This is a genomic window from Actinomyces sp. S6-Spd3 (genome assembly GCF_000758755.1).
Classification (GTDB): domain Bacteria; phylum Actinomycetota; class Actinomycetes; order Actinomycetales; family Actinomycetaceae; genus Pauljensenia.
Genome location: NZ_JRMV01000281.1, coordinates 26,013 through 46,754, shown reverse-complemented (window position 1 = coordinate 46,754; position 20,742 = coordinate 26,013). Strand labels below are relative to the sequence as shown.

The following is a 20,742-nucleotide window of genomic DNA, read 5'->3' as shown; positions in this document are numbered from 1 at the left end:
GCGAGGACGAACCATGACTGATTCCGCTGAAATTGCTCGCCTGAAGGCCGAGGCCGCACAGGCCGCCGCCGAAGCTGCTGCCGCTAAGGCACAGGCTGCGCAGGCTGCACTTGACGCTGCTCTTGCCACGCAGGCTAGTCAGGGCAACCAGATCGAGGCCGCGCCCCAGCAGGCGGCCCCCGCTGAAACTCCTGCAGCACCTGCGGAAAGTACACCCGCCACCCCCGCCGTGGCCTCGGCAAGCGAAGGGGAACTGCAAGGATACGCGGAGCAGGTCCGCGCAGGGTATTCCTTCACCGCGCCTTCGATGCGACTGGGAGCTTTCTTGGATGGCGATACCCCGGTTCCCGGCGCGCCCGTGGGGATTCCGCTGGGCTTGATGAACCGTCACTGCCTAGTTGCGGGCGCAACAGGTACGGGTAAGACGCGAACCCTGCAGCTCATGGCAGAGCGCCTCTCCGAGGCCGGTGTCCCCGTTTTTGTCACCGATATCAAGGGAGACCTGACGGGTCTAGCACAGGCGGGAAGCTCTTCCGAAAAACTCCTTGCTCGTTGCGCAAGCATCGGACAGAACTGGGAAGGAAAGGCCTTCCCCACGGAACTGCTCACTCTGGGCGGACGCGGCGAAGGCGTTCCGATCCGTACAACTATCACCGAATTTGGCCCCCTTCTGCTTTCGCGCGTGCTGGGATTGAATGACACGCAGTCCTCAGCGCTGCAGTTGATCTTCCACTGGGCGGATAGCCAGCAGCTCGCGCTGATTGACCTGAAGGACCTGCGCGCCGTCATCGACTACCTGACCAATAACGACGAAGGCAAGGAAGAACTCAAGGGAATCGGCGGGGTCTCCCCGGCGACCGCTGGCGTAATTTTGCGTGAACTGGCTGCTTTGGAGGCCTCGGGCGGCGATGTTTTCTTCGGTGAACCCGCCTTTGATATTTCCGACCTTATGCGCATGTCCACAGACGGTCGCGGCGTGATTTCCTCCCTTGAGCTGCCCGACTTGGGCAGCCAAGGCGCATTGTTCTCGACCTTCCTCATGTGGCTCTTGGCTGAGCTTTTCCAGACGCTGCCCGAGGTGGGCAATCCGGATAAGCCCAAGTTGGTCTTCTTCTTCGACGAGGCCCACCTGCTCTTCACCGACGCTTCCAAGCAGTTCCTCCAGGCGGTTGTGCAAACGGTTCGTCTGATCCGTTCCAAGGGCGTGGGCATTGTGTTTGTCACCCAGTCCCCCACCGATGTTCCCGATGAGGTCTTGGCTCAGCTTGGCTCGCGCGTTCAGCACGCACTGCGTGCACACACACCGAATGATGCCGCGAACCTCAAGAAGGCCGTGTCCACTTTCCCCACCTCGCCCCTGGATTTGGCTGAAGTGCTGACTTCCCTAGGTACCGGTCAGGCTGTCGTGACGGTTTTGGATGAGAAAGGCCGTCCGACCCCGGTCGCGCCCACCATGCTGGATGCTCCCGCCGCGGTCATGGGACCGGCCGAGGCCTCGGTCGTGTCCTCGATCGTGAGCTCGTCCCCCTTGCTCGCGCGCTACCGCGATGCAGTCGACAACGAATCGGCGTTTGAGCTGATGGAAGCGCGACTTGCCGCAGCAGCTCAGGCCGCCGAGCAGGCGGCCGCTGAAGCCCAGCGTGCGCTTGACGAGGCCAAGGCTCGTAAGGAAGCCGAAAAACAGGCGGCGAAGGAAGAAGCTGCGCGCCAGAAGGAACTCGAGCGCCTGCAGCGTGAGGTTGAAAAGGCTGAAGAGCGCCGCCAGCGCGAGTTGGAAAAGGAGGCCCTGCGTCGTCAGCGCGAGGCCGAGAAGGCCGAAGAGCGCCGCCAGCGTGCAACGCAACGCGTGATCGAGTCCACGGTGAAGACCGTGGGAACGACCGCTGCTCGTTCACTCACTCGTTCGATTCTGGGGACGCTGTTTAAGTAAATTCCACGTTTTTCTGGCACTTCTCGACACTTTATCGACGAACTGTCACAACCCCTGTCGGATATTTCACCTTACGGCGCGAAAGGGAATGAAATCGACAAAAATGGAGTTGTCAGAAGTGATGGCAATGGTGCGCCCCTCATGGGCGCATATACAGATAGGTTTTAGGAGAACAATATGACTCAGGCACACCCCGTTGTTGCAGCAGCTCTTCAGCAGGCTCTCGTTGATTTGACCGATCTGTCACTTCAGGGCAAGCAGGCACACTGGAACATCGAAGGCCCCGGCTTCCGTTCGCTCCACCTGCACCTGGACGAGATCATCGACGAGGTTCGCCTTGCCGCTGATGATGTCGCCGAGCGCATGGCAGCAATTGAAGTTGCCCCTGATGGCCGCGCAGCGACCGTCGCAGCAACCTCGCTGGTTGACCCGATGGAGCCCGGCTTCCTCCCCACCGATAAGACCGCTCGTCAGTACGAGGAGCGCCTGCTGGGCGTTGCCGAGCGCATCAAGGCAACCCTGGATCCGGTGGACGAGCACGATCACCTGTCCAACGACCTGCTGACCGGCATTGCAACCGGCCTGGAGAAGCAGGCCTGGATGCTGCGCGCAGCAACCAAGGATCTCAACTGATTATTTGAGTTTCGCTTCAAGTGGGGGCACCTCTTCGGAGGCGCCCCCACTTTTGTCTCTTGAGGTCTATTCCCCTTGAGACACGAAAAAACTAAACTATCGAGTACGTGATTCAGTGGAGCTCAATGGAGGCTCGCCATGTCCACAATTCCTGCCACGAAATCAAAGACAACAACCCACATCGGGACTGCGATTTCCTTCGTCATTGCGGCCTCGCTCGTCATCTTTTCGTTGATCACCGGCAGAGCGACCGTCATCTGGGTGTGTATGTTGGGCGTTCCGACACTTGTGTGGGCAATTTATCGGCGCTCATGGCTTGCAGCAGTGCTTGGGCTCATTGAAGTCTTCTGGATCTTCATTGTCCTTGCGCTGGGAGACCTGATCTACGGAAGCGCAATCTAGCCGCGGAGAAACTTAGTTTCGCCCAAGCCTCTCCGCCAATTCCCGCGCACCCCACTGACCAGGCGCGCTCTCACGCCCACTCACGGCCACGAAAGAAGCGACTCCCCCGTCTTCAGGTCGAGTCGCACGCGTCTGGCGGCCACACTCACCCATCGCTAAGACGATTGACGGGGCCGACACGTACTCGGACGCCCACCTCTGGACCAATTCAACATTGAGCGCGTCACGCTCCGAATTGGCCAAAACCGCAAGCTTTGCGACGTCCGCGCCCAAAACTGCCATGGTTTCCAGAAGTTCTCGCATGATCTCCGATTCGGGAGTCACCTCGAAGTCATGGAAGGACATGATGACCTTCGCACCCGCGGCGTGTGCCTTCTCGGTCAATGAAGGTGCAGCCGGAGCCATTTCCACATCTACCGCATCCATTCCGCACCCGGCCAGCAGCTCAACGATCTGGCCATAAACCGGCGTTGAAACTTCAGCCTTCCCGCCCTGAGCAGCTGTTCGAACAGTAGCCAAAACGGGTACATCCGAAGCATCCAAGATCTCTGCCACAGACCTTGAAATCTCTTCGCGGGCCTGGTCACTCAGTTCCTCACCTGAAAGCCCCGTAAGTACGTCCAAGTAGTCCACACGCCACTCGAACATATCGTGCGGCTCCGATGCGGCGGCTTCGATCTGTTCAACGACTCCACGCACGTCCCCCGCCGTCAGGGGAACAATGAAAACTACCGGCTGCCCGGCGCCCAGAAGCACTCGGCCTCGAGGAGGAATAGCTCCCGCGGGGTCCAGCAATCCCGCACCCACGCCCGAAGGCGCTGCGCCGTAGGCCTCGCCCAAATCACTGCGTCCAATAACAACAGGCTCCATGACGTCCCCTCTGCTCAGCAACCCTTTAGTAGCCAACTTCTGCATGATGAATCGACGCCCGCTCGGCGTCGGTCAAGTATCGGTGTTCCAACCAGCCGTCGGGCAGGTGCGGGGTCTTTTCTCCCCCAGCGCGCCCACGAGGCCCACGTGCGGCCTCGGGAAAATCCTGATCAAGGTCCAAGTCAGCCAGGCGCTCGCTAAGCTCATCAAGCGTGGAGACCATCCCCAGCGCGTGGCGCTGCGGTCCTCCAACCTTGAAACCGCGCAGGTACCAGCCGATGTGCTTACGCATTTCGCGCATCGCGCGGTCCTCGTCGCCTTCTTCTTCCACGCACCAGCGCGCGTGGGTTTCAATAATGGCGGCAACCTCGCGAAGTGAAGGGGCCGGGAAAGCCGGCCTCCCGTGGTAGGCGGCGACGATATCGCGGAAAATCCACGGCCGTCCCTGCGCGCCTCGTCCGACGGAAATGCCATCGCACCCGGTCTGGCGCATCATCGCGATCGCATCCGCGGCCTCGAAAACATCACCATTACCGAAAAGCGGAATATCCAAGGATTCCTTGACGCGCGCAATGTAATCCCAATGCGCTTGGCCCGCGTAATGCTGGGTCTGGGTGCGCGCATGGATCGTCACGGCCGCCGCACCAAGTTCTTGGGCGATCTGCGCAGCCTCGAGGCCGGTTTCATGTCCGCTATCAATTCCCATGCGGATCTTCACCGTCACCGGAATCTCTCGGCCACGCGCGTCCCCGCTCACGCGTGCTTGCGTGACAACGGCGCCCAGCAAGTCGGTGTACAGATCCCGTTTCCAGGGAAGCGCCGCTCCCCCGCCCTTTCGCGTCACTTTGGGCACCGGGCAGCCGAAGTTCAGGTCGATATGATCGGCGTACTCGCCGTCGATCATGATCTGGGTTGCGCGAGCCATGACCTGCGGGTTCACGCCGTACAGCTGCACGGAGCGCACGCGTTCAGCAGGGTCAGGGCGAATCATCGCCATCGTGCGCGCGCTTCCCTCGACGAGGGCTCGCGAGGTCACCATCTCCATGACGTACAGGCCCGCAGGCGCATCGACGTGGGGCGTCAGCTCCGCGCCTGCGCCGCTTTCTTTCCCAATTCCCGAGGCCGCGGCTGGGCGAGCGCTCTCAGCAGCGCCGGGAAGAGCGGCCGGGCTGGGCATACCAGTCAGGGGTGAAGGCCCACCCAAGGCCTCTTCACCAAACATGCGACACAGGCGGCGGAAGGGGGCATCCGTCACTCCTGCCATCGGTGCCAAGACGACGGGAGTAAACAGCCGCAGTGGCCCAACCTGCAAGCAGGCTGGGCCACTAGCGTGAGACTGCGAGGTCACTCAGCAAACTCCCAAGCGCTCAATCAGGTAGGACTTGACCTGGTCGAGCGGGATACGGACCTGCTCCATCGAGTCACGCTCACGAATGGTGACGGCGTGATCCTCAACGGAATCGAAGTCGTAGGTGATGCAGTAGGGGGTGCCGATCTCATCCTGGCGACGGTAACGGCGGCCAACGGCACCGGCATCGTCGTACTCGATGTTCCACAGGTCGCGCAGTTCTTCTGCAAGGGCCTGCGCCGGTCCGGTCAGTTCTTCCTTGCGCGACAGGGGCAGGACAGCGACCTTGACGGGAGCCAGACGCGGGTCGAGCTTGAGGACAACGCGCTTATCAACGCCGCCCTTTGCGTTGGGGGCTTCATCCTCGTGGTAGGCTTCGATGAGGAAGGCCATGAGGGAGCGAGTCAGGCCGGCGGAAGGCTCGATGACGTAGGGGGTCCAGCGTTCACCGGTCGCCTGGTCGAAGTAGTCGAGCTTGGCACCACTGGCTTCGGCGTGAACACCGAGGTCGTAGTCGGTACGGTTGGCGATACCTTCGAGCTCACCCCATTCGGAGTTCTGGAAACCGAAGCGGTATTCCAGGTCAACGGTGCGCTTGGAGTAGTGTGAGAGCTTCTCCTTGGGGTGCTCGTATTCACGCAGGTTTTCGGGATCAATTCCCAGGCCCACGTACCATGCCTTGCGGTAGTCGATCCAGTACTGGTGCCATTCTTCATCAGTTCCCGGCTCGCAGAAGAACTCAAGTTCCATCTGCTCAAATTCGCGGGTACGGAAGATGAAGTTACCGGGGGTAATTTCATTGCGGAAAGACTTACCAATCTGGCCGATACCAAAAGGCGGCTTCTTACGTGCCGCGGTCATGACATTGGCGAAGTTGACGAAGATTCCCTGTGCGGTTTCGGGACGCAGGTAGTGAAGGCCCGCCTCGTCATCAACGGGACCAAGGAAGGTCTTAAGCAAGCCCGAGAATGCTTTGGGTTCGGTCCACTGACCACGAACACCACAGTTGGGGCAAACTACGTCTTCCAGCGACAGGGAGGATTCGTCAACGCCCTTCTTATCAGCCAGTTCTTCAATGAGCTGATCTTCGCGTTGACGCTTGTGGCAGTTCTGGCACTCGATGAGCGGGTCGGTGAAGGCCTTGACGTGTCCGGATGCAACCCACACCTCGCGGGGCAGGATTACCGAGGAGTCCAACCCGACGACGTCTGCGCGGCGGCGAACCATGTAGTTCCACCATTGGCGTTTGATGTTCTCTTTGAGTTCCACGCCCAGCGGGCCGTAGTCCCAGGCGGAGCGAGTACCGCCGTAAATTTCACCGCAGGGGAAGACAAAGCCGCGGCGCTTGGCAAGAGAGATAACGGAATCAAGACGAGAGGTGGATGGCTGTGCCACGAAAACTCCTTTATTAGGGCTCACCGCACCTGGCTGGCGCAGTGGTCTGTGCATATTTTAGCCGGTGAATGCTTGGGTGGCTTGGAGAGTGCCACGCGAGCCAGTAATTGCTGAACAGTCAGCAGATTGCTTTGCAATATCCCTTGTCATAGCATCAAGGCGTGCGCATGGTGATTTCGACCTTGGCCTACACGATCCCGCGCGGGATGGTCATCGTGTGGGTCCTCGCTTTTACCCTGCGTCTTGTTTTCATGCTTTTTGTCGCATTCAGTAACTCGCGTTTAGCTCAGCGAGCCTGGCCCTTGACGAAGGTCCACACATTAGATCCGGCGAACTTTCTGCGCCTGTGCGCGTGGGCTTTGTTTGCACTGCTTGCTGGAATGACAGTTTTTGCCCGGCAACACGGCTTTAGCACGGATATCGTTCTTGCCCTTGGCTGGCTCACAATCGCTTCAGTCCTTCTTATTCCCCTGTGCCATCTCCCTCTGAATTTTCCGACGTGGCTGGATCCCCGGTGGCACGACAGTGTCCGCAAAGGACTTGTTGACGAATTAGGAAACCTTCTCCCCCGCGGCGGCACGGTTCGTACCACTACAGAACTCACGCTCGGCGGCGGCCAGAAGAGAGAGTTCTCGACTCGTATTGCCCTTCCTCTTGGCTGGCAGCGCGTTGAGGGAATGCCTTCTTATCTCACGCCTACTCCTCTGGCCCCCGTTGTTCTGCTCGCCCAGGGCCCTATGGATTACGAGAACCTGAGGCCATCAACGCTGTCCATCTGCGCGACTCCGGCCAGCGGCGAGCAACGTCTACCGCTGGGAACTTTAAGCGAGGCGATTGCGCGGCAGGTTCCGGGGTGGTTCACACTCGACGAGATCACGCAGAGCAAGCCGAAAGCGTCCCTCATGTGCACGGGAACCTACACTGATGAGGGCGTTTCCTTGACGGCTATTCAATGGTCGTGGGTTGAAAAACTCGACTCGTCGACCTTCGTCAGGATCACTGCCACAGCAACAACAACGACGCGCATGTTTCCTGAGCATTTCAAGGATATGGGCAAGATGGTAACGAAGATCAGTGTGGCATGATGAGCACTTTTTTCTCCGCTCCCCTCAGCCTGCCAACCGCCTCGGTTCCCGCGTTCATTGCTCTCGCGGGCCCCGAAGAGTCCGCGCGGGAAGGTTTGTCGGCGGAAGCCCAGATTGGCCTCGACAAGATTTTCGAGGCCGATGGTGCTTTGAGCGGGCAAGCGCAGATGCTCCTCGCACCGATCCGCGAGGACAGTACTCCCCTCACGCAATTTGCGCTGTCACCGCGTTATGCCTCTTCCGGAGTTCGCAGGCAGTGTGCCTTCATTGCTCCGGGACAGTCGACCATTCTCAGTAGTTTGAAAGAACCTGAAACAACCCAGGTTTATCTTGCAGAAACGCACGATGTACCGCAGATCGTCGCGGAGTTTTCAAGCTTTCCTTCCCTCAAGAATCGATTCGATGGCCCCAAACGCGTGCCCATCGAGTTCATCGATGCGGCAAATTCCGGTGACGTCATGGGGGCGCACGAGATTCTTCTAGAGGATCTGCAGAAATCGAAGAAGAGGTCGTCTTTTACTCGCCTAGTCAGGGAAAAGAACTGGGAATATGCCGTGTGGACAAGCTGGATGCGAAGCCCTCAGGGCTATCATGTGCACCGCAGCTACACTGTTCTCTCCGTTCCCTGGGCGGCATACGTGGTGAGTGCGCGCACGCTTCCCGAGAGCTATCTGCCGCAGCCCTCCAATGCGCCAGATTTTGCTCAAACTTCAGGCACGGTAGGAGACTTGGAGAAGTGCACGCGAACAGAGCTGTGGGCAAAGCTCGCGCCTTTTGTCGTGCCCTAGGAAGTGTGGAGAGCAAATCATGAGATATCAGTTGTTGTATGCCATCGCGTGGACAGTTCTCCCCGCCGTATTCTTGTTTTCCTGGTGGCTGGAAACATACAGCGATTCGCGCCTTGCTGAGATCATGCGCGGTTTTTTCGCCACTCGTTTCGCTCCCGCTAGGAAAATTGCCCGTCGCTTGATCTGGACCGTTGCGGCGCTTTGCGGCGGTATTTCGTTCTTGCTCCTGACTCTTTGGGGAGTGAGGCCTATTTCAGAGGTCCTATTCTGTGCGTGTTTAGCCCTGCTATTGGTCGGCGCTGGTTTTATGTTCCCTTTTCCCTTTTCGCTTCCACGGTGGATGGACGCGGATTGGCAATGGTATAAGCGCCACGATTTGGTTGACGAGAACGGGAATATCACCAGCAAATACGGAAGAACTGCTCGGGAGGCACTGCGTTTTGCCTTAACTGAAGGGCGCGCTGTTATTGTGAGCGCACGCCTTCCTCTGTCTATGCAGTGGCGTGAGCTCCCTCGAGACACTCCGTCTCAGCTGCTTCCGCCTTCCCCAGCAACTCCCCTGTCTTCTCGATTGATCGTCGCCCAGGGCCCCTCAGATCCCCAGTCAGGTTTTCCCTCGTCCTTCACGGTTACTGCGTCTCTTGGAGATACCGATGCACTCCCCTCAGTCGGCGAGCTTTCTGCAGTTTTGAGTGCGAAACTCCCGGGCTGGAGCACTCTGGCAGAAGAAGACGTCGAACCTGGTCGTTACTCTCCTTCGGGCGAGTCTTCAGCGATCTTCGCTAAAGCTATTCGTTGCAAGGGCGTTTACTCCGATGCCGCGAACTCATACACGGTCATTCAATGGGTGTGGAGAATCCCCATGACTGCGGATTCTTTCGTTGTGATCACGGCAACCGCAACCACGACCTCTTCTCTCTTTGCGACTGTCGCGGAAGACATTTCAAAGATGTTCACGAAGCTCAAGGTCGACCTCTAGTTTTGTCCTTCGAGGCCGCGCCCGTGGGCACTGGCACTAAGAGTGTGGGGAGCAACCTGAGTTGCTCCCCACACTCATTTGGCCGATGTGCCTTTCAGCCGACGCGACGGATGTGACCGGATGCCGTCAGGGGCCAGCCCGCGACGACAACTGCTGCCGAAATAAAGCCGAGCAGCCAAAAGGCCGGATTCATCGGGGGCAGATAGCCTGACTTGTGGACAAGCGTGAGAATCACCCAAGTGATCGGCACGCCGATGCTACAGATACCCAGCGGGATTGCGAGCATGAGCGCGAAAGCCCTCTTCCAGGTCGAGCCGATGCAACGAGAAACTCCTCCGATGAAACGTCCGGCCCCATCGCAGACGACCCAAGCGAAGACAACAAATAACCACGTGTCGACGCCGAGCGGGAAGGAGCCACGTCCCATGAAGAAGAGCAGGGGATGGATTGCGATAAGAAGCCACCAGATGAGAGACCCCAAGCCAATGATGACAATGGAATGCACGTAACTCGCTGCGGTGAGTGCGGTGCGCGAGCCACCGCTAAGAGCAGAAGCGCGCAAGTCGACGGTAGCGCTGACGATCCCGCAGATAAAGAGGAAAGTACCCGTGACAAAAGCGGAGTTTGTGGCGGACTGCTCAGCGTTCTTGTTGATGTCGGAGACTGAGAGGTAGACGATGCCGTTGATCGCCAAGTTGGTGAGGAACTGGAGGCCCACAACCAGCAGGTAGAGCACGACAGTAAATCGCGAGCGAACAAGCCCAATACGCAGGGGCGAGGGGGAGGATTTGATGAGGTCTGGGGTTGCGGTGTTCATTGGTCGTTCTCCTGGATGAGGTAGGCGAAGGCGTCCTGGAAAGAACAGGGTGAGGAGGTCAGTGAGTGGGATGCAATCTCGTGGTCAGCGACACCACGGCCACGCAGGTCCACGATGACTTCTCGTGCGGACCCAAGCGCGCGAGAAGTAATGACGGCGATATCGGAATGATCGGCCAGGAAGCGTTCCACGTCAGCGGCGTTACCGGTAATCGCACAGATACGCGAAGTGAACTCGTCAACGCTCTCATGGGCAAGCAGACGCCCATTTTTGAGGGCTACGACGTCTTCGGCAACGTTTTCAAGTTCGGACACCATGTGCGAAGAGATGAGGAAGCTGCGCCAGGGACGGCGCCCTTCCATGATGTCAGCTGCCAGAGTGATCAATTCCTCGTAGAACGCGTATCTGGTGGGGACGTCCATGGGAGCCTGAATCTCGTCAAGGATAGTGATGGGAGCACCCGAGGCCAGCGCGACGGCACCGGTCAAGATGGCAGCCTGCCCCGAAGACATTTTGCGCAACTTCTTACGGCCCTTCAGCTGAAAGTCAAAACGCTGGACATAGTGGTCAAAAAGTTTCTGATCCCACGTCTGGCGCAGCGATGCATAGGCAACCAGCGCGGCGGCCGAGGAGTTGTCGAAGTCCCTGTCCGAGGAGACCATGATCGAGTATCCGAGCAGGTCATTAGAGCTCACCTTCGTTCCATTTATGGACACGTTTCCTGCCGAAGACGGGAGCAGACCGCCCAGGATCTGCATAAGCGTCGTCTTGCCCGAACCGTTAGGGCCGACCAGGGCGGTGACGGTTGCATCTCCGAGAGTGAGCGAGACATCGCGCAGGGCTGGTGCCGCCTCCCCCGGATAGGTGTGGCTGATGGAGTCGAGGGTAATCATGAGCGTTCCTTGGCAGTCGTGTCAGCGCTGTAGGCGCGGACGTGGTCGATGATGGCGTCGATATCGAGGCCCAGGGCCAGGCCCGCTTCGACGGCGGGATTCAGGGTCTCCTCCACGTAGGTCGCAAGCCCGTCGGCCACGAGGGCATCGCGGGCACCTTCAGCGACGAACATGCCGATGCCGCGTCGCTTTTCGACGAGCCCCTCGTCGACGAGGATCGCGAAGGCCTTGCCGACGGTGGCCGGGTTGATGCGGTAGGTCGCGGAGTACTCCGTGGTGGAGGTGAGCTGATCCCCGGCACGCAGGGTGCCGCGCAGGATCTGCGCGCGGATGTCGTCGGCGATCTGTACGTAGATCGGGATCCCCGAGACGAACGTGGGTGCCATGCGCAAGTCCTCCCTTCAGCTTCAGTGGTTCATTACATGACTAATGAACCATATAACCAACCAGCCTGTCAAGTCCACCATCAAAATCTCTTACGAAGCACCGCCCTCCCCGGCTTTCGCGCACAAAAAGAACCCCGGCCTCGTCCCCACAATGAGGAACGAGGCCGGGGCCGGTCAGCGAGAAGCGGGCGCTTAACCCTTCACTGCACCGGAGGTCAGACCGGAAACGATGTACTTCTGCAGGTACTGGAAGAGCAAGATCACCGGAATTGCAGCGATGATCGAACCAGCCGCGAAGACACCCCACGGGGCGTTACGCTCATCGGCTGCCCAGTTGTACATGCCCACGGCCAGGGTGTACTGATCGGGGGTTTGCATAACAACCTTTGCAAGGACGAAGTCACCGAAGCTGGAGATGAAGCTCAGCAGGCTAACAACTGCCAGAACAGGAAGAACCAAGGGCATGATGATGGTCCAGAAGGTCTGGGCATGCGAAGCACCATCGATCTCTGCGGCTTCGTCAAGTTCGCGAGGAACGGAGTTGAAGAAACCGAAGAGCAGGAAGGTGTTCGAACCCAACGCGCCACCGAGGTAGACACAGATCAGGCCAAGCTTCGAGTTCAAGCCCAAAACCGGGAAGATATCCTTAATTCCCAGCAAGAGCAGGAAGAGAGCCACGAAAGCCAGCATCTGCGGGAACATCTGAACCAGAAGCAGGAAGGTCAGCGTCCCACGACGGCCCCGGAAGCGGAAACGACTGAAGGCGTAGGCAGCGGCCGCGCCCATAAGGACAGTTCCAATGGCGGTCACCGTCGAGACGACCAAAGAATTGAGAATCCACTTCCAGTACATGCTGTACTGGTCACTCCCCAACGCCTTGAAGTGATCAAGGGTCAGTCCATCAGAGAAGCTGATACCGGAGGTCAGTGTCGCATTCGGAATAAAGGACACCGAAAGCACGTAGAGCAGCGGGATGAGGCAGTAAATAATCACTGCGATACCCACAATGTGCCTCCAGCCGACTTCCTTCCACCAACGTGAGCCGCGGAGCGTTGTCAACTGTGCATTTTCTTTGCTTTGTGCGCTCATCACAGTTCCTCCAATGCCTTTGTCTGACGGAATCCAAGCCAGGCGATCACACCAACAACAGCGAAGATGAAGATCGACATTGCCGAGGCCAAACCATAGTTGTACTGGCCGCCCGCGAAGGCGATCTTGTAGACCATCGAAATCAAGATGTCAGTCTGACCCAAGGCGTAGGGCACACCTTCAAAGTCCGGCCCGCCCTTCGTCAGCATGTAAATCAACGAGAAGTTGTTGAAGTTAAACGCGAAAGACGCAATCAGCAGCGGGGTTGTGGATTGCAAAACCAGAGGCAGCTTGATCGACCAGATGGTTCGCAATCCAGACGCACCATCCATCTTTGCCGCTTCTTCAACATCTCCCGGGAGCGACTGAAGCGCACCCAAGCAGACGAGGAACATATAGGGGAAGCCGAGCCAGAGGTTCACACCGAGGATCGCGACCTTCGCCATAAGTCCATTGGTCAACCACGGAACCTGCGCCCCACCAAGCAACACGTTGTTAATGAAGCCGAATTCCTCGTTGAGCATGCCCTTCCACACCAGGGTCGCCAAGAAGCCAGGGAATGCGTAGGGAAGGATCATCAAGGACTGGTAGATCTTTCGGCCTCGGATTCGCTTGTCGGAGAAAATCAGCGCCAAGATAAGCCCAAAAGCGAATGTCGACAGGACAGATCCGATGGCAAAGACGAAAGACCACACGAGCGCATTCAGGAATGGCTTGACAATTCCAGAACCCGAAAACATCTGTGAGTAGTTGGAAGTACCCACAAAGACACGCCAACCGGTGGATAGCTGGTTACCCTGGCTATCTTCGAAAACACCCTTTTGGTTATTCGCCTTGTAGACGACACCGTTTTGCGTGTTCGTCAGTGTATCGGCAGCTTCGTCGTAGGTGAAGGTGGACTTGGCGAGGTAGCCGGAGGTTCCGTCCGTCGTGACATAGTAGCCATCGTCAAGGTTGGAACTCACGGGAACCGTCAGCTGAGAAACTTCCGTCTGGCGGCTGGCCAGATCACCAAGGTCAAGGATCTTGTAGCCCGAGACATCGGTAATTCCCATTGCCGTCACAGTTCCCTGGACGCTCTGGAGAGGCTTGGTTGCCGTACCAAGCTTCAGTTCACCGGTCGCGGGGTCTGCGACAACGAGGCCCAGTTCGCTTCCATCTTCAACGACAGCGGTCTGGACAGTTGGAGCTCCTTCAACACGCTGGCGGTTCGAGGCCAAAATAGCTTCGATTGCATCCGTCTTCGTCGAGTTGTGACCATCTCCGTAGTTGGTCAATGAAACATACCCGGTGTAGCCCATGACGAAGAGCTGGTAGATCAAGAGGAAGATCATGCCGGGGAGAAGATATTTAGCAGGGAGCGCTCTCTTCGAGAAATACACCCAGTTAATGACGATGAGCAAGAACGCCATCACACCGATGATGATCCAAGAATCGACGGCCCATGCCGCCATGATTCCGTAGATGCCCAGCGCATCAATGAGCATCATGATGATGAGTTTCGCAATAAAACCGGGCCGCATGACATCACGGGCATGCGAAGTACGGTCCTTCTGAACGGTACTCGAGGAAGAAGCTGCAGGCATTGTGGTCCTTCGTTACCTATAACAGCGATTAGGGAACCGTGAGCAAAAATGCTCAGGGATGGGTTTTGCGGGCACCCGGTTTGGGCGCCCGCAAAACCGGGAGACCTCACTACTTGTTCATTGTGGTCTTGATGTTGTTAACCATGGTCTCCCACGAGGAGGCGGGATCGGCACCATTTACAATGGCGACCTCAGTCTTGCCCCAGTAATCCCACACGGCTTTCATTTCGGGGATTGCCGGCATGGGCAGGCCCTTTCCGGCGATGGAAGCGAACTGCTTGAGGTTTTCGTCGGTGAGCGAGTCAGCAACTTCGATCATTGCCGGAACGCGTCCACCCAGCTGCTGCAGCTTGGACTGTGCTTCCTTGGTCTCCAGGTACTGGAAGAACTTGCTGACCAGAACCTGGTTCTGGGTCTTGGAGCTCTGGTAGAACGTCTGAACACCAACGAAGGGCTTGGCTTCCTTGCCGCCTGCGGAAGGAATCGGGAGGACGGAGACGTCGAGTCCGGCTTCCTTAGCAGCGGTGACATTCCAGGGGCCGGTCACCATGTAGGCTGCCTTACCCTTGAGGAAAGCATCCTTGGCAATGTCGGAGGTGATGTTCGGGTTGAGGGTCTTTGCTGCACCCTGCTCCTTGAGCCACTGGGTGAACTCGGATGCGCCGGCTCCACCCAGGGTCAGATCAGAGGTGTAGGAGCCGTCAGCGGACTGCTTGAAGACCTCGTTGCCGAAGGAGCTCTCGAAAGCGTAGAGGTGGTAGGGGTCACCGTCGGTGCCCATCTGAACAACGAAGGGGTACTCCGAACCGGCCTTCTTACCGGAGGCAACCATTTCATCAAAGGTCTTCGGGGAGTCGGAAGTGAGCTTGTTGTTACGAACCAGTGCAACAGACTCAACGGCGTAGGGAACGCCGTAGGTCTTGCCGTCGTAGGTCACGCCCTGGATTGCCGCCTCGGAAAACTTTGACTTTGCATCGCCCAAGTCAACGGGGGAAATAACGCCGTTCTTCACCAGCTGGCCGAGCCCGTCGTGGGCCGTAACCATGATGTCGGGGCCGTTTCCGGTCGGAACCTGGCTGATGAACTCTTGACCCATGTCGGTCTGAGACTTCTGAACAACCTGAACGTCCACCTTGGTGGCTGCAGTGAAGTCCTTGGCCAGCTCCTGGATCTGCGAGTAACGGGTGTCATCGGCCCACACCGTCAGCGAACCGACGGAAGAAGAAGCGCTTGCGGATGCCGACTGGCTGCCCGAAGAGTTCGAGCCTCCATTCGAGCACGCTGCAAGCGTTGCTGTAACTGCCAAAACTCCGCATACTGCTATGCCTCGTCGCATGTCAACTCCTGATCAATTGAGTATTGCTCGTACACAGTTGTACTTTGCACTTAAGACCACTCTAATCACAGAAAATCGTTTTCAGCAAGCAGTTTCAGGATTGTTAGAAAAATGATATCTTTGAGGCACATCCCATCTACCATGCATGCCCATTCTGAAAGGCCCTTCGATGTCGAAGAACCGCACCCGCATGGCCGACATTGCCTCACATGCCGGTGTTTCCATCGCTACCGTTTCGCGCGTATTTAATGGAGTCGGACAGGTTTCGGACGACACTCGATACCGAGTTCTCACAGCGATCGACGAACTTGGCTACGAACGCCCCAGTATGCTTGCCGATGACAACCGCCTCATCATCGGAGTGATCGTCCCAGAACTGACAAATCCCATTTTTGCCACCTTCGCCCACACCCTCCACACAGAGGTCGACAGGGCAGGCGGTCAAGCTTTTATTGCTTCGCAAACCCCCGGCACCACCAGCGAGGAGGAGCACACTCAAGCTTTCCTTGCACGCAGCGTTTCAGGACTCATCTTCGTCTCCGGCCGCCACGCAGATCTGCAAGCAGACCTGAGCCGCTACTCAAATCTTTCCCAAATCCATCTCCCCTTCGTCACCATTAATGGCGCTCGAAGTGAGGTTCAAGCACCAGACTTTTCAACCGAAGATGCTCTAGGAATTCGCGCATCCATCCAACATCTCAAAGAACTAGGCCACCGCAAGATTGCGATGCTCGGCGGGCGCCATCACGTCGTCCCAGCACTGCGCAAAGGCGAGGCATTCCGCCAGGTCATGTCCGAAGAACTTGGGATTTCCGACCCCACGGTTGTGGAAACTTTCTACACTTACGAGGCCGCGGCCTCGGCAACCCATTCCCTGATCGATACGGGAATAACAGCAATCATTGCCGGGTCTGATCTCCAGGCAATGGGGGCGATCCGAACCATCCAATCCAGGGGGATGAGCGTTCCCGGCGACATTTCGGTCATCGGCTTTGACGACTCCTTCCTCGTGCCCCACCTCTCCCCCGCCCTCACAACGGTCCGACAGCCAGTTGAAGCTATTTCACATTCGGCCGTGTCTTCGCTCTTCGATGCGATTCACTCGCAAAAACCGCAGCAGCATCAGGATTTTGCGTTTACTCCCGACCTTGTTGTACGCGGGTCCACAGGACGAGTTCGCTTTTGACAATCGTTATCAATACGCTTGATAATGATTATCATGAGTTTTTCGCGTTCACATACTGTTTTTGCCGTCACCGCCGCCGCAGCGCTTGCACTGAGCGCATGTTCTTCTTCGGCTTCCTCGCCTTCCTCGAGCGCTTCAAGCTCCCAAGCTTCCACTTCCCCCATGAAGGTCATGGCTAGCTTCTACCCCCTCCAGTACCTGACCGAGAAGATCGGCGGAGACCTGGTCAGCGTCGAGTCCCTCACCCCTCCGGGAGCAGAACCCCACGACCTCGAATTGTCGAACCAAAAGGTCCAGCAGCTCTCCCAGGCAGGAGCTGTCGTTTACCTCAAGGGTTTCCAATCCGCAGTCGACAAGGCCGTTGAACTCAACGCCCCCAAGACCGTCATCGACGTCTCAACCAGCGTTGATCTGGTTGACGCAGAAAAGCATGAAAGCGAACTAGATGTCGCTGACGACGGCGAAAAGACAGAAGAAGCTCACGAACATGAGCACGAGCACGGCTCAACCGATCCTCACTTCTGGCTCGACCCCACCCGCATGGCTAGCGCAGCTACCCAAATCGGCGACGCCCTTGCCCAAGCAGATCCGGCCAACGCCGAAACCTACAAGAAGAACGCTGCTTCCATGAAGTCTCAGATGGAAGCCCTGAGCAAGAAGCTTGTCGACGGCACTGCAAAGTGCCAGCACAAGGAATTTGTGACCTCTCACGAGGCCTTCGGATACCTTGCTGACCGCACCGGCCTCACCCAGCTGGGCTTGTCCGGCCTCGATCCCGATTCCACCCCTTCCCCCGCACGTCTCAAGCAGATTTCCGATGCGGTCAAGGCAAAGGGAATCACGACCATCTTCACCGAAGAGCTCCTCAGCCCCAAGGTTGCTGAAACCCTGGCAAAGGATCTGGGAATCACCACTGCAGTTCTCGACCCGATCGAATCTCAGGCCGATGATTCGAAGGACTACGAAGCAGTGATGAACGAGAACCTTGAAGCACTGCAAAAGGCTCTGAGCTGCGAGTAAACACCGCACCAGATTTGAACTGATATCTCCGCGTTGGGGCGGCATGATTCCACAGTGAACCATGCCGCCCCAACGACTACACTCGACACTAATGGGAACGACATTCAATATCTCTACTGACCCGGTGATCGCACTGGACCATGTCCACGTCGCTTGGGAACACGACCTCATTCTTCACGGCATCACCGCTTCAATTCCCCAAGGACAATGCGTCGCCGTAACCGGCCCAAATGGCGCTGGAAAATCCACGCTCATGAAAGCAATCCTTGGCACAGCCCCCATTTCTTCGGGAGATATCACGCTTTTTGGCAATTCCATCCAAAAGCGCTCCTCAATCCCATGGCAGCGGATCGGCTATGTTCCCCAACGAGCATCCTCAGGCGGCGCGATTTCTTCATCATGCATTGAAGTTGTTCTCTCCGGCCTCCTCGGCACCCGCAAGTGGTGGCACTCTCGCGGCGACCGCACCAAAGCACTCGACGCACTGCGCGCCGTCGGCCTCGCACATCGCGCGAAGGACCCACTCCACATTCTTTCCGGCGGGCAACAACAGCGCGTGCTCATTGCGCGCGCACTGGTCCGCAAGCCAGAGCTCCTCATCATGGACGAACCGATGGCCGGAATCGACGCATCCTCACGCGCCAGACTGGCCGAAATCTGCCAAGCCGCAAAGGACGATGGGGTCACAATCCTGCTGGTACTCCACGAGTTAGGCGAACTTGCCCCAGTCCTCGACCGTGAACTCCACATCCGATCTGGACACTTTACCTATGACGGCCCTGCCCGAAGCGATTTGCGTGATCCTCACTCTGACCACTGCACTACGACCGACCACCGCGAAACGGAGGGAAGCCGATGATCTTCGATATGCTCGCATCGCCCTTGATGCAACGATCGCTTCTTGCTGCGCTCTTGGTCGGCTTATGCGCGCCGATCGTCGGGACCTACCTGGTGCACCGTCGCCTCGCGATGCTCGGTGACGGTATCGGCCACATCTCCTTGACGGGAGTCGCCTTGGGATGGCTTGCCGGGACCGCCGCAAATGTCACGCCGCATGATCAATGGGCAATCCCCGGGGCCCTAGTTGTGTCCTTACTTGGCGCGGTTACCATCGAGCTTGTCCGCCAGTCCGGGCGAACTTCCTCAGACGTCGCCCTTGCCATGCTCTTTTACGGCGGTATCGCCGGAGGCGTGCTGCTCATCGGGCTGGCTAACGGCACATCTTCCCAGCTGAACGCCTATCTTTTCGGTTCAATTTCAACTGTTTCAAGCAGTGACGTCTGGTCGATTTGTCTCCTGGCTCTTGTCATTGTCGTGATCGGTATCGGGCTGCTTCCCGCGCTCTACTCGGTGACCAATGACGAGGAATTCGCTCGCTCGACCGGGCTTCCCGTTCGTGCACTCACCATGCTCATCGCGATTTTGTCAGCCCTGACAGTTGTCGTCGCGATGCGAATCGTTGGATCGCTCCTTGTCTCGGCTCTCATGGTCGTTCCCGTAGCGATCGCACAATTGGGGGCGCATTCCTTCCGCCGGACCATGGCGTATGCGATGGTCCTGGGAGCGGTGCTATGTCTGGGCGGTTTAACCCTGACCTACTACGTCGACCTCTCCCCCGGCGCAACAATTGTTGTTGGGGCGATTGCTCTCTATGCTGTTGGATACGGAATCCGAGGCCTACGCGACCACTTCCGCCGCAAGCAGAGGATGCGCGCACTATCCGCCCCCGCTGATCATCCCGAGGCCTCGCGCACGGACGAGGCCCACGCCACCACCGCGCGCGGCTAGGGAAACGAAAAAGGAACATAGGCCTCGTCAATGAAAGGATCGCCATGGAGCGAATGACCAAGCAACGCCAGGCGGTTTTCGACAACCTCAGTGAGCACCGCGACTTCCGCAGCGCGCAGAAGGTCTTCGAGGACCTCACCTCGCGCGGGCACAAGATCGGCTTGGCGACGGTTTATCGCAACCTGCAGGCATTGGCTGAAGACCATCAAATTGACGTCCTGCGCTCCAGCGAGGGCGAGGCCCTGTATCGCAAGTGCGATACTCACTCGCATCACCACCACCTGGTGTGCCGCAATTGTGGGCGAGCCGAGGATTTGGGTGTTGAAGAACTTGAAAAGTGGGTTTCTACGGTTGCACAGACGCACGGTTACACCCAGATTGAGCACTCGATTGAGCTCTTCGGCCTGTGCGCCGACTGCACGCGAAAGGCAAATAATTGACACCCTCGTGGGCATCCTCGGGACTGCCGCTCTTTATCTTCCTGTTTTTCGTTGTTTTTCATCGCGCACAGCTGACCTATTGGCTGGGACGCGGCGCAGCAAAAGGCGCATTGGCCTCTGCGGGGAAGAACGGCCTGCGAGGAAAGATCGCTGCTTGGTTTGAGGGGCCTGTTCCGAGATACGGTGCTCGGCTGCTTGAGCAGTGGGGAATCGTCATCATTCCCCTGTGTTTCCTCACTGTCGGCGTTCAGACTGCGGTCAATGCCGGCGCGGGCGTCGTGCGAATGTCGTGGAAAAAGTACACGCTCGCGATGATTCCGGGCTGTATCGCTTGGTCGATTATGTACGGTCTGGGCATGCTTGCCGTGTGGATGGCGGTTGTGCGCGCGGCAGCTGGTTCGGTGTGGGCTTGGCTTGGCCTGCTTGCGGTTGCTGCGGTTGTCGCGACGCTCGTTCTGGTCAAGCGACGCCGCGGGCGCGGAAGCGAACAGAGCCTCGAGCACGGGTGAGCACCTGCACGAGCGCCTTCCTCCGCTTCCTCCCTCCAAAAGACACACGAAGTCGCTGAATAACACACGACGTCCGCGCCTTCGTCCCTACCGCCCTCCAGAAGACACACGAAGTCGCAAAAAGACACACGCCATAGCCTGTGACATTCACCGACTTCATGTGGAGCTAGCGCGGAGCACGCGTGGAGCGCGGATGAGGCAGCAAAAACCAGACGGCTAGCGCTACAAACCCCGTCTCGACTAGTCGCCAGCTCTGCTAGCA

General features: G+C 58.0%; 21 protein-coding genes. 12 read left to right on the top strand and 9 right to left on the bottom strand.

All coding sequences use genetic code 11. From position 1 onward, the window contains the following. Positions 1-13: 13 nt before the first annotated feature. From HMPREF1627_RS07310 to HMPREF1627_RS07300, 3 genes are all read left to right on the top strand, one after another. Entirely contained in the window at positions 14-1,930 is a 1,917-nt protein-coding gene (locus tag HMPREF1627_RS07310) for a helicase HerA-like domain-containing protein (RefSeq protein ID WP_034502530.1), read from the top strand. Between the two features lie 177 nt (positions 1,931-2,107). Beyond that, positions 2,108-2,563: a Dps family protein gene (locus HMPREF1627_RS07305; RefSeq protein WP_034502528.1), complete on the top strand. Its 456-nt coding sequence runs from the start codon at positions 2,108-2,110 to the stop codon at positions 2,561-2,563. A 138-nt stretch (positions 2,564-2,701) separates the two neighbouring features. Further along, positions 2,702-2,965: a hypothetical protein gene (locus tag HMPREF1627_RS07300; protein ID WP_034502526.1), complete on the top strand. Its 264-nt coding sequence runs from the start codon at positions 2,702-2,704 to the stop codon at positions 2,963-2,965. Positions 2,966-2,977: 12 nt separating this feature from the next. Here HMPREF1627_RS07300 and aroD read toward each other — a convergent pair whose 3' ends face one another. The 3 genes from aroD to HMPREF1627_RS07285 are packed head-to-tail and all read right to left on the bottom strand — an operon-like array spanning position 2,978 to position 6,578. Next, complete coding sequence (aroD, locus tag HMPREF1627_RS07295) at positions 2,978-3,835, bottom strand: type I 3-dehydroquinate dehydratase (protein WP_034502525.1); 858 nt, start codon at positions 3,833-3,835, stop codon at positions 2,978-2,980. Positions 3,836-3,860: 25 nt separating this feature from the next. Continuing rightward, positions 3,861-5,183, bottom strand: a complete 1,323-nt coding sequence (gene dusB, locus HMPREF1627_RS07290; RefSeq protein WP_420705312.1) for a tRNA dihydrouridine synthase DusB — start codon at positions 5,181-5,183, stop codon at positions 3,861-3,863. Then, positions 5,184-6,578 (bottom strand): glycine--tRNA ligase, encoded by a 1,395-nt coding sequence (locus HMPREF1627_RS07285; RefSeq protein ID WP_034502521.1) that lies wholly within the window; start codon positions 6,576-6,578, stop codon positions 5,184-5,186. Positions 6,579-6,745: 167 nt separating this feature from the next. Between HMPREF1627_RS07285 and HMPREF1627_RS07280 the strand changes: the two genes are divergently transcribed. Genes HMPREF1627_RS07280 through HMPREF1627_RS07270 form a run of 3 tightly spaced genes read left to right on the top strand, consistent with a single transcriptional unit; the run spans position 6,746 to position 9,430 of the window. Continuing rightward, on the top strand, positions 6,746-7,663 hold the full coding sequence (locus HMPREF1627_RS07280) for a hypothetical protein (protein ID WP_034502519.1): 918 nt from the start codon (positions 6,746-6,748) through the stop codon (positions 7,661-7,663). After that, positions 7,663-8,451: a hypothetical protein gene (locus HMPREF1627_RS07275; protein WP_234305284.1), complete on the top strand. Its 789-nt coding sequence runs from the start codon at positions 7,663-7,665 to the stop codon at positions 8,449-8,451. Before HMPREF1627_RS07280 ends, HMPREF1627_RS07275 begins: the two co-directional genes overlap by 1 nt. A 19-nt stretch (positions 8,452-8,470) precedes the next feature. Further along, positions 8,471-9,430, top strand: a complete 960-nt coding sequence (locus HMPREF1627_RS07270) for a hypothetical protein (RefSeq protein ID WP_034502514.1) — start codon at positions 8,471-8,473, stop codon at positions 9,428-9,430. 94 nt (positions 9,431-9,524) lie between these two features. On the opposite strand, the gene HMPREF1627_RS07265 is transcribed toward HMPREF1627_RS07270, so the two are convergent. The 6 genes from HMPREF1627_RS07265 to HMPREF1627_RS07240 all read right to left on the bottom strand — a co-directional run bounded on the left by HMPREF1627_RS07265 (position 9,525) and on the right by HMPREF1627_RS07240 (position 15,537). After that, complete coding sequence (locus HMPREF1627_RS07265; RefSeq protein WP_034502513.1) at positions 9,525-10,247, bottom strand: hypothetical protein; 723 nt, start codon at positions 10,245-10,247, stop codon at positions 9,525-9,527. Further along, the gene (locus HMPREF1627_RS07260) at positions 10,244-11,140 is read right to left on the bottom strand and encodes an ABC transporter ATP-binding protein (protein WP_034502512.1); all 897 of its coding nucleotides are present in this window, start codon (positions 11,138-11,140) and stop codon (positions 10,244-10,246) included. Before HMPREF1627_RS07260 ends, HMPREF1627_RS07265 begins: the two co-directional genes overlap by 4 nt. Beyond that, positions 11,137-11,526 carry a GntR family transcriptional regulator gene (locus tag HMPREF1627_RS07255; RefSeq protein ID WP_034502511.1) on the bottom strand — a complete coding sequence of 130 codons (390 nt, stop codon included), beginning with the start codon at positions 11,524-11,526 and terminating at the stop codon, positions 11,137-11,139. Before HMPREF1627_RS07255 ends, HMPREF1627_RS07260 begins: the two co-directional genes overlap by 4 nt. A 192-nt stretch (positions 11,527-11,718) precedes the next feature. Continuing rightward, positions 11,719-12,615: a sugar ABC transporter permease gene (locus tag HMPREF1627_RS07250; RefSeq protein ID WP_034502510.1), complete on the bottom strand. Its 897-nt coding sequence runs from the start codon at positions 12,613-12,615 to the stop codon at positions 11,719-11,721. Beyond that, positions 12,615-14,201 (bottom strand): ABC transporter permease subunit, encoded by a 1,587-nt coding sequence (locus HMPREF1627_RS07245; RefSeq protein WP_034502509.1) that lies wholly within the window; start codon positions 14,199-14,201, stop codon positions 12,615-12,617. Before HMPREF1627_RS07245 ends, HMPREF1627_RS07250 begins: the two co-directional genes overlap by 1 nt. A gap of 109 nt (positions 14,202-14,310) precedes the next feature. Further along, the gene (locus HMPREF1627_RS07240) at positions 14,311-15,537 is read right to left on the bottom strand and encodes a sugar ABC transporter substrate-binding protein (RefSeq protein ID WP_034502508.1); all 1,227 of its coding nucleotides are present in this window, start codon (positions 15,535-15,537) and stop codon (positions 14,311-14,313) included. 169 nt (positions 15,538-15,706) lie between these two features. Here HMPREF1627_RS07240 and HMPREF1627_RS07235 point away from each other — a divergent pair, with 169 nt between their 5' ends. The 6 genes from HMPREF1627_RS07235 to HMPREF1627_RS07210 all read left to right on the top strand — a co-directional run bounded on the left by HMPREF1627_RS07235 (position 15,707) and on the right by HMPREF1627_RS07210 (position 20,480). Continuing rightward, positions 15,707-16,723, top strand: coding sequence for a LacI family DNA-binding transcriptional regulator (locus tag HMPREF1627_RS07235; RefSeq protein WP_034503578.1), 1,017 nt, complete (start codon positions 15,707-15,709; stop codon positions 16,721-16,723). A 33-nt stretch (positions 16,724-16,756) separates the two neighbouring features. After that, positions 16,757-17,743, top strand: coding sequence for a metal ABC transporter substrate-binding protein (locus tag HMPREF1627_RS07230; protein WP_107066776.1), 987 nt, complete (start codon positions 16,757-16,759; stop codon positions 17,741-17,743). 91 nt (positions 17,744-17,834) lie between these two features. Further along, positions 17,835-18,602, top strand: coding sequence for a metal ABC transporter ATP-binding protein (locus tag HMPREF1627_RS07225; RefSeq protein ID WP_034502504.1), 768 nt, complete (start codon positions 17,835-17,837; stop codon positions 18,600-18,602). After that, positions 18,599-19,531, top strand: a complete 933-nt coding sequence (locus tag HMPREF1627_RS07220; RefSeq protein WP_034502501.1) for a metal ABC transporter permease — start codon at positions 18,599-18,601, stop codon at positions 19,529-19,531. The genes HMPREF1627_RS07225 and HMPREF1627_RS07220 overlap by 4 nt, the downstream gene beginning before the upstream one ends. A 44-nt stretch (positions 19,532-19,575) precedes the next feature. Further along, positions 19,576-19,971 carry a Fur family transcriptional regulator gene (locus HMPREF1627_RS07215; RefSeq protein WP_034502498.1) on the top strand — a complete coding sequence of 132 codons (396 nt, stop codon included), beginning with the start codon at positions 19,576-19,578 and terminating at the stop codon, positions 19,969-19,971. Next, on the top strand, positions 19,968-20,480 hold the full coding sequence (locus tag HMPREF1627_RS07210) for a membrane protein (RefSeq protein ID WP_034502496.1): 513 nt from the start codon (positions 19,968-19,970) through the stop codon (positions 20,478-20,480). Before HMPREF1627_RS07215 ends, HMPREF1627_RS07210 begins: the two co-directional genes overlap by 4 nt. Positions 20,481-20,742 lie beyond the last annotated feature (262 nt).